This window comes from Catalinimonas locisalis (assembly GCF_038039535.1).
In the GTDB taxonomy this organism is placed as follows: Bacteria; Bacteroidota; Bacteroidia; order Cytophagales; family Cyclobacteriaceae; genus Catalinimonas.
The window spans coordinates 34910-43057 of the sequence record NZ_JBBPHP010000051.1; the positions used below are offsets into that span (position 1 = coordinate 34910).

General features: G+C 43.2%; 5 protein-coding genes. 1 reads left to right on the top strand and 4 read right to left on the bottom strand.

Annotated elements, in window-relative coordinates; genetic code table 11:
• Nucleotides 1–420: 420 nt before the first annotated feature.
• From WJR50_RS30365 to WJR50_RS30380, 4 genes are all read right to left on the bottom strand, one after another.
• A complete protein-coding gene (locus tag WJR50_RS30365) occupies nucleotides 421–4203 on the bottom strand; it encodes a T9SS type A sorting domain-containing protein (protein WP_341297096.1) in 3783 nt (1260 codons plus the stop codon).
• Between the two features lie 154 nt (nucleotides 4204–4357).
• Nucleotides 4358–4792 (bottom strand): Hsp20/alpha crystallin family protein, encoded by a 435-nt coding sequence (locus tag WJR50_RS30370; protein WP_341297097.1) that lies wholly within the window; start codon nucleotides 4790–4792, stop codon nucleotides 4358–4360.
• Between the two features lie 248 nt (nucleotides 4793–5040).
• Nucleotides 5041–5493 carry a pyridoxamine 5'-phosphate oxidase family protein gene (locus WJR50_RS30375; protein ID WP_341297098.1) on the bottom strand — a complete coding sequence of 151 codons (453 nt, stop codon included), beginning with the start codon at nucleotides 5491–5493 and terminating at the stop codon, nucleotides 5041–5043.
• A 154-nt stretch (nucleotides 5494–5647) separates the two neighbouring features.
• A complete protein-coding gene (locus WJR50_RS30380; protein WP_341297099.1) occupies nucleotides 5648–6655 on the bottom strand; it encodes a zinc-dependent alcohol dehydrogenase family protein in 1008 nt (335 codons plus the stop codon).
• Nucleotides 6656–6872: 217 nt separating this feature from the next.
• Between WJR50_RS30380 and WJR50_RS30385 the strand changes: the two genes are divergently transcribed.
• The gene (locus tag WJR50_RS30385) at nucleotides 6873–8069 is read left to right on the top strand and encodes a bactofilin family protein (RefSeq protein ID WP_341297100.1); all 1197 of its coding nucleotides are present in this window, start codon (nucleotides 6873–6875) and stop codon (nucleotides 8067–8069) included.
• Nucleotides 8070–8148: the final 79 nt, after the last annotated feature.

An 8148-nucleotide genomic window follows, 5' to 3' on the forward strand; every position in this document is an offset into this window, starting at 1 on the left:
GTTACTCCATCGGCTTGGGTCTCCATTTTAAATGTTTTAGAACCGAAACCATTTAATTTTGCAACTGATCTTTATAGTACTGCTGTCCTGTTCTTAGGGTGTTGTGAAGTGCTTTACCCCCTTTCCATGTGGACTGCGTTTGGATGGAATCAGATAAGTGACTCAAACAATTGGGTATGTAAATTCACTATCACTTACTTCATTCAGCGTTGCGTTAATGTTTGAGGTTGGATTGCCGCTTTTGTCTGCTGAATGGAATAAGGGTGCCTCTTGCGCAAAAGATGTAATGGAGCATACAAATGCTGGCAAGGTGCTTATCAAAAATATGGGAAATAAATTTTTCATCTCTTAAATGGTTTAAGATTTGACTAATCTATAGCAGTTATGAAGCTATAGATTAGTCATAAGTGAATACATCATTTATTCTTTGACGATTCTGAAGGTCTGGGTATCCTTGTGGTCACTAATCTTAATAAAGTAAATTCCTTTGGGTAAGCTGCTTAGGTCCAACTGTTGGAGTGGCTGATCAGACACTTGTTGAAGCAAGGTATTTCCCAGTTTATCAAGGAGTTTGATTTCCGACCTGCCCTGCAAAGATTCTATCCTGATGTTGAGTGTTGAGGTAGCAGGCACAGGAAAGACCCTTAAGCTGCTTGCCGTATTAGTCCCCACATCGGTGACATAGAAACCTACGGTTTTGGTTACCCATGCCTCTCCCTGGGCATTGGGTTCAGCATAAGCAGTAGCCGAAAGCATATACGCTCCGGGAGGGAAACTTCTGCCAAAGTAGTCCTCTCCACTGTTTCTGAAAAGGGCATAAGGAGCAGTATTCTCAATATAGGAGTAATTGATAGGTCCACTGAGAACCACTTTGACACTGCCCACCACTTCAGGCATGGTATTCATCAGCACAGTGAGCTGGTGATTGGCGATGCTGTTGAGCTCAACTGTAGCGCCATTCTCCAGGGTAAACAGCCAGGTATCGGTGACGGCGTCATAAAGGTCCAGGCTGATAGCATAGAGCGGCTGCTCACTGTCAATAAGAGTAAAGCTGACAGTTTTGGGTGTACCGGCAACACCTTTAAGTAATTTATCGGAATAGGGCGTAGCGGTGATCTGGTACTGACCGGGCAGCAGTTCCTGTCCATTATAGTCTCCCCTGGGGTCATCACCGAAGAGAGCATAGGGCGCGAAGTTCTCAGTTTGTTGATGAAAAAGTGGACCAGATAAAGCCAATTGGACACTACCGACAGTGGGAGGGTAGGTATGGGCTTCAAAATTGAAGAGAGTAGTAGACAAATCATTGAGGTTGATGATATCCCCATGGTTGATGACCTGAATTTCCTGATTGGCATCAGCATTGATAAGGGTAATATTACTGACAGAGAGAGGAGATCGGTTACCTTCCAGCTTCACTATCCAGAAGTCAGAGCCACCACGGCTGTCTTCGGACTTATCACCGGAGGCATCAGAATTAGAGGAACCTGAGATAATCAAGCCCCCATCCTGGGTCATGGTGATATGATGAGGTTCATCATGGTCAGTTCCTCCTATGGTTTTGTCCCACAGGATGTTACCCTCCGCATCAATCTTGATCAGCCAGTAATCATTTGCACCTACACTAGGCTCAGTTTTATCGCCATCCGCGGAGCCGGAATGTCCTGCCAAAATAAACCCACCATCATCAGTAGCAATAGTACTGCTTAAATTATCAGGCCCTCTTCCTCCATACTCTTTTCTCCAGAGTTCATTGCCAAGCTCATCTGCCTTAATGACAAAATATTCAGCGGAGGGCTTTACGGGAACATCATAGCCATAAAACCACTCTTCAGCTCCCAGTAAGTACTTACCATCTAAAGAGACACTAATATTGATCTTGCCATAATCCCAGTTTCCGACACTATATACATTACTCCATAGTTTATTTCCCTCGGCATCAATTTTTGCCAGCCATAAGTCGTCAGGAAAATTAGTAACAAACCCTCCCAGAGCAAAACCTCTATCAGCAGTAAGTATGATACTTTCCAGCCCCATATGGATAAATGAGTTGAATTCAGTAAATTCTAATGCTTTAGTCCAGAGCACATCACCATCCTTGTCAATTTTGGTAAGTATATATGTAAAATATCCTTCCAGCAGTAAAAACTCACCATCATCAGCGGGGCTAATGACCAGGAAGGGGTCACCTTCAATGATTTTATCCCAGATTTTATTACCCTGGGAGTCTAATTTGACCAGCCAGTTGCCGGTTTGGGTAGCGGTTTTATTTCCTGAAGCGCCGGAAGCAGAATGACCGGCAAGTAAGAAGCCTCCATCCTCAGTAAGGAAAGCTTCAATGAGTGTTTCTCCCTCAGTCCCTCCAAAGGTTTTATCCCACAGTTTATTACCCCGGGCATCGGTTTTGACTACCCAGTAGTCAGAGTCTCCCTTACTGTCCTCACTTTTCTCTGCTGAGCTGTTGGAGTCTGAAGTCCCCGCGATCAGATAGCCTCCATCAGGGGTAGGGATGGCATTGGCAGGGATATCCTCCATCATACCACCCAGGGTTTTGTCCCATTCCACATCAGGCCGGGCGATAGCAGTGTTCTGTATGAGTTGGAAAGAAAGCGTGGTAGCAATACTAGCTTTACCCAAGAGGTAGGGCGTAGCAGTAATGGTATATTCTCCCACTGGCCATTCCCTCCCATTGAGATTCCCATTGTCATCCCCGAAGAGGGCATAAGGTAATCTGCGTTCGGTCTGCTGATGGTTGATAGGGCCAGTGAGTTCAAATACCACACTGTCCACAGTTTCAGGTTGGGTATGCGCTTCTATGCTGAATGCATTAGTGCTAAGTTCCGCCAGGTTGATGACATCACCCTCTTTGAAGGCTTGAACTTCAGTATCTGACTGGGCATCTACCCAGCTCAGTTGTTCAATGAAAGTATTATCCTCAGCAATGGCTTTGACGGCCCAGAAGTCATTACCGCCCCGGCTATCCTCACTTTTATCTCCTGAAGCATTGGCGTTAGAGGTGCCTGCCAGGACAAAGCTACCATCCGGACTTTGGGTCATGCTCTCAAAGAGGTCAGCACCTTCACTGCCGATGGTCTTATCCCAGGTAGGATTGCCTTCACTATCCACAATGACTGCCCAGTAATCCATCTCTCCTTTGCTGTCCTCACTTTTATCCCCTGAAGCATCAGAATCAGAAGAACCACCCAGCAGGTAGCTATCACTATTGAAAGGCATCATATCGTAGAGCTGATCACTAGCACTCCCACCAATGGTCTTGTCCCAGAGCACATTTCCCTCATCATCTGTTTTGACGATCCAGAAGTCAGTATCCCCTTTGCTGTTCTCAGATTTATCGCTGGAGGCATCAGAGTTGGAGTACCCCCCCAGGAGGTAACCACCGTCAGGAGTAGGCAGGATGCTGTGTAGTTCATCATCCCCATTACCACCGATGGTCTTGTCCCAGAGGACATTGCCTTCAGCGTCTAGTTTGATGAGCCAGTAGTCATAGCCTCCTTTACTGTCTTCACTTTTATATATTGAGGCATCAGCATTAGAGTATAAAGCGACCATAAATTCACCATCCTCGGTTTGCACAGCACTACCCATTTCGTTATTAGTTGAAGCAAATGTTTTATACCATACAATATGACCTCCGCTATCTAATTTAAATATTACTCTACCGTATTCAGGAGTTTCTGCAAACGCTATGAAGCTACCATCCGATAATGCTATCAACTTATTCAAAACTTCAGCTTGAGAAACAAAACCTGTCTGCCATAAGGTATTGCCAGCTTCATCAGTTCTAATAATCTTTAAACTAAATTGGCTAAAGCCTCCAAATAAGAAGCCTCCATCATCCAGGGCTATTGCTGTATGTAAAAAATCCCAGTCACTGTCCCTGTAGTCAGCAGGAATATGACCATATGACTGATCCCAAAGCTTGTTGCCAGATGCATCCACTCTGATAATCCAGTAGTCAGGCCCTCCCAGGCTTTCAGCATCTTTGTCACCACTAGGACTGGAATAAGATGTGCCCGCAAGAAGATAACCTCCATTAGCGGTAGATACTACACTACTGAGTTCATCGGAACTTCCTCCACCAAGCGTTTTATCCCATTGCAGAATAAGTTGGGCATAGACTGAAAAGGTGCATAAACTCAAGAAAAGACTGAGTGTAATGAAAGCGGGGTAGATGTGATTTTTCATGATTGGTTGGTCGGTTTTATAAGAGAAAAGATGAAAGTAATTTGGTGAGCATTACAAATTCATCTTTTCTGATAAGGGTTGATAGTAAATAAAAAGCAGGTACACCCTGAAGATAATGAACTTCAGGATAATTTACCTGCTATTTATTTTTAGATTACTGTATGCTAATTTCCTTTTTGGGTGCCTTTTTGACTTCTTCCTTTTTAGGGATGCTAAGCTTGAGCAGCCCATCTTCGTATTTCGCTTTTATATCCTCAGCTTTTACAGTTTCGGGCAAAGAAAATGAACGAGAGAATGATCGGTAGTTATATTCTCTTCTGCGATAATGCTTTTTATCTTCCTTGCTTTCATCTTCTTTTTCTGAACTTACAGTGAGCATACCGTTTTCCACCTTGATATGAAAATCTTTTTTGCTCATTCCCGGTACAGCCATTTCAATGGAGAATGCATCCTGCTCTTCTTTAATGTTGGTGGCGGGTACACGAGAAAGCCACTGGCTATCAGCATCAAACCAGTCATCATCAAAAAAACTGGAAAACAAAGCAGGGAAATCGCTCAGGATTCTTTTGGGTTTTGTGATCAGGTTCATGACTTTTTTAGATTTTGTGTGTAACAAAAAATATGTATCGAAAGTAATTCGCTGAATTTTACTTTTCAATGATCTAGATTAGACTGGGTGATGACTTATATCATTGACAATTTTGATAAAATAGAAGCTTAATGGGCTACTTACAGCTTCCAAAGCTGCATATTTTCCACACAAAAGAATAAATTTCAAGCTGACAAAAAGTCTCGGTACTACTGTTAAATCAATTGGTTTCGTTTATGTTTTTATGTCTATTCGCTTTTTTCAAATCTCCCGCTTTTCTCAGTAATTTTGATCCTGAATATCACCTCCGCGCTCTGTGGTTTGGTAGAGAGTCGTTTGGTCTGTATATCCCAAAGAAAAAGGCTGTATACACTTATCTGGAAAGGAGTGAGGCGGTTTTTTAATATCTGCATAGCTTCCTCTGCTTCTTCACCTTGCAATTCTTCAAAAGTACCCTGTACGATTACGCTCCGCCAGTTGGCCAGGTTATCAATCTGATCCACCTCAAAGCAGACGTTAGGATTGCGGCGCATCATCTCTACTTTGGTGCCCTCCCGGGTATGACTGTAAATGTAAGATTGATGGTAGGCATAAGCGATGGGAACTACATAAGGTATGCCGTCAGCACAACAGCCAAGCCTGCCGGAAAGATTGCTGATCAGTAGTGTGTCAATCTGATTGTTCGTTAATTGTCCAGTCATGGCAAAAGTATTTAGCAAAATTGAAAGTTAAGCTTAAGCATTTCAATATGGGATTTGTGCGCTTAGTATACAATGATTTTTATCATAAGAAAAATATACCTGATACATTATTCTCCCGAAGTACGGCAGAGCGAAATAAGTTAATCACCATCCTCTATATTTTCAGAACAGCCGCTCCCTGTACATTGCCGGTGCGTAAATCACTGAGCGCTTCATTCGCCTGGGCCAATGTATAGATTTGAATTTCTGTACGGATAGGTACCTGGGGTGCTAATCGGAGATACTCCTGCCCGTCTTTTCTGCTCAAGTTGGCTACCGAACGTATTTGTCGCTCTTCCCATAACAGCTTATAAGGAAAAGATGGTATATCACTCATATGAATACCACCGCTCACTACGATTCCACCTTTATCACTGGCTTTCAAGGCTTCTACCAGCAGGGTACCGACCGGGGCAAAAAGTATAGCTGCATCAAGGGGCTCGGGAGGAAGCAACTCCGAAGAGCCTGCCCATACTGCTCCTAGCTTTCTGGCAAAAGCCTGTCCTTCAGTATCACCGGCTCGGGTAAAAGCATATACCTCTTTGCCTTGTGAAACTGCAAGTTGAGTGATCAGGTGGGCGGCAGCACCAAAGCCATAAATGCCAAGCCTAATAAAATGATCACCACACATACGATAGGAACGGTAACCAATCAGGCCGGCACACATCAATGGTGCGGCATGTAAATCGTCATACACCTCCGATATATGGAAACAGTACTGTTCGTTTGCCACCGTATATTCTGCATATCCACCGTTGATAGTGTAACCGGTAAACAGCGCGTTTTCGCACAGGTTTTCTTTATCCCTAAGGCAATAGCGACAATGTCCACAGCTAAACCCCAGCCAGGGAATACCTACCCTATCTCCGATTGCAAAGTGTTCAACTTCTTTACCTACTGCCACTACTGTTCCTATAATTTCATGACCCGGAATAAGAGGTAGTTTAGGTTGGTCTAGTTCCCCGTCCAGGATATGCAGGTCAGTACGACACACACCACAGGAATGTACTTTGATCAGCAGCTGGCCTGCTTGCGGATGTGGAGTTGGAAGTGTCTGGAGCCTAAGTGCTTCTCCGGCTTTTTCAAGCACCATAGCCTGCATCTGAGAAGGAATTTTGTCCATAAGGCTGTTAATTTATATGATATGATGTAAAGCACAGCAGTACATACTTTCATCCTAAGCAAACAGATATTGATACTTTATATCTTCACTTAAAGTGCAAAATAGAGAAAAAGCAGTTTAGTAAATTACCCATAAATGTCATCTCTCACGATGATCTATATCATTGGTTCTGAGTAGCCAATATTGGAAATTTATACCATTACTAAAATCTCCAAGCATGAAAGCTTTATTTCTGACAAGTTTGATGCTGGTCCTTCCCTGGGCAGACAACCCCTTGATGGAAAAGTTTCAGGCAAACGAAGAAGTACTCATCAATAGCAGAGTATCCCATGACCTGTATCTGGCTGGAAATCAAATTACCATCAATGCACCGGTGGATGGAGACGTAATGGCTGGAGGTGGAATAATTTTGATCCGGGACAGTATTGCTGATGACCTGGTATTGGCGGGTGGTGAGATAAGTATTGACGGGGTGATAGGAGAGGATTTGTTAGTCATGGGTGGTGAAATAAAAGTAATGCAGTCAGTGAGAGGTGACCTGATCGTGATGGGAGGAGATATTACGATTGATGAAAATGTGAGTATCGGGCAGGATTTGGTATTGATGGGTGGTCAGGTTCATAGTCAAGCTTTGGTAGAAGGAGAAGTGCTTGCTCGTGGTGGGACTTTGTATTTCGGTGGCAGCTGTGAAAAAATGCTGGATGTGCAGGGCGGAAAGGTGGATATCAATGGAACAGTAAGAGGAGAGACAAAACTAGCTGCCGAAACTATCAGCATTGGCAATAATGCTCAATTTTACAGTACCGTACACTACTGGACAGATGATGATGATGTGAATTTTGGAGAAAGCCTTATGGATGGTGTACAGGCTCAGTACGATGTAGGGCTTAAGCCGGGAGAAGAATCTTTTTGGACAGATCAACCTTGGAGTTGGATACCCCTTGTACTCATTTACCTTGGCTCTGTACTGCTGCTCATTTTTCTAATCCATACATTTCTTCCCAAAATTATGGAAAAGGGAAGCACCATTCTTTATGAAGATACAGCAAGAAGCTTTGGGTATGGGGTGCTGTATTATGTAGGCGCTCCATTAATCATTGTATTGATGCTAATGACTGTCATAGGTATTCCTTTAGGCCTTTTTTCTTTGTTTCTTTACATCTTTAGTGTACTTTTTGGTCTAACCTTCAGCTCAGTTGTGATTACTTATTTAGTCAAAAAGCATTACCACTACGATTGGGGAAAAGGTTTGATGATAGCAGTATCATTTGTCATATTCATATTACTCAGATTACTTTCTATGATTCCCTTCTTAGGGTTCATGCTGGTAGGCTTGATGGTGGGAGCCGCTATAGGGGCTTTAATCCTTTCCTTTTTTCAGAAAGAAAAAACAATACATACACAAATTGTTTAATACTTAGAGCATGTTTAAATTTTGAAAAGAGCAGGTCAGGACGTAAACTTTGGGTCAACCAAAACTCAAAAGTTTATGC

Coding starts and splice junctions, on each gene's coding strand:
- WJR50_RS30365 (WP_341297096.1), bottom strand. CDS start 4,203: ATGAAAAATCACATCTACCCCGCTTTCATTACACTCAGTCTTTTCTTG.
- WJR50_RS30370 (WP_341297097.1), bottom strand. CDS start 4,792: ATGAACCTGATCACAAAACCCAAAAGAATCCTGAGCGATTTCCCTGCT.
- WJR50_RS30375 (WP_341297098.1), bottom strand. CDS start 5,493: ATGACTGGACAATTAACGAACAATCAGATTGACACACTACTGATCAGC.
- WJR50_RS30380 (WP_341297099.1), bottom strand. CDS start 6,655: ATGGACAAAATTCCTTCTCAGATGCAGGCTATGGTGCTTGAAAAAGCC.
- WJR50_RS30385 (WP_341297100.1), top strand. CDS start 6,873: ATGAAAGCTTTATTTCTGACAAGTTTGATGCTGGTCCTTCCCTGGGCA.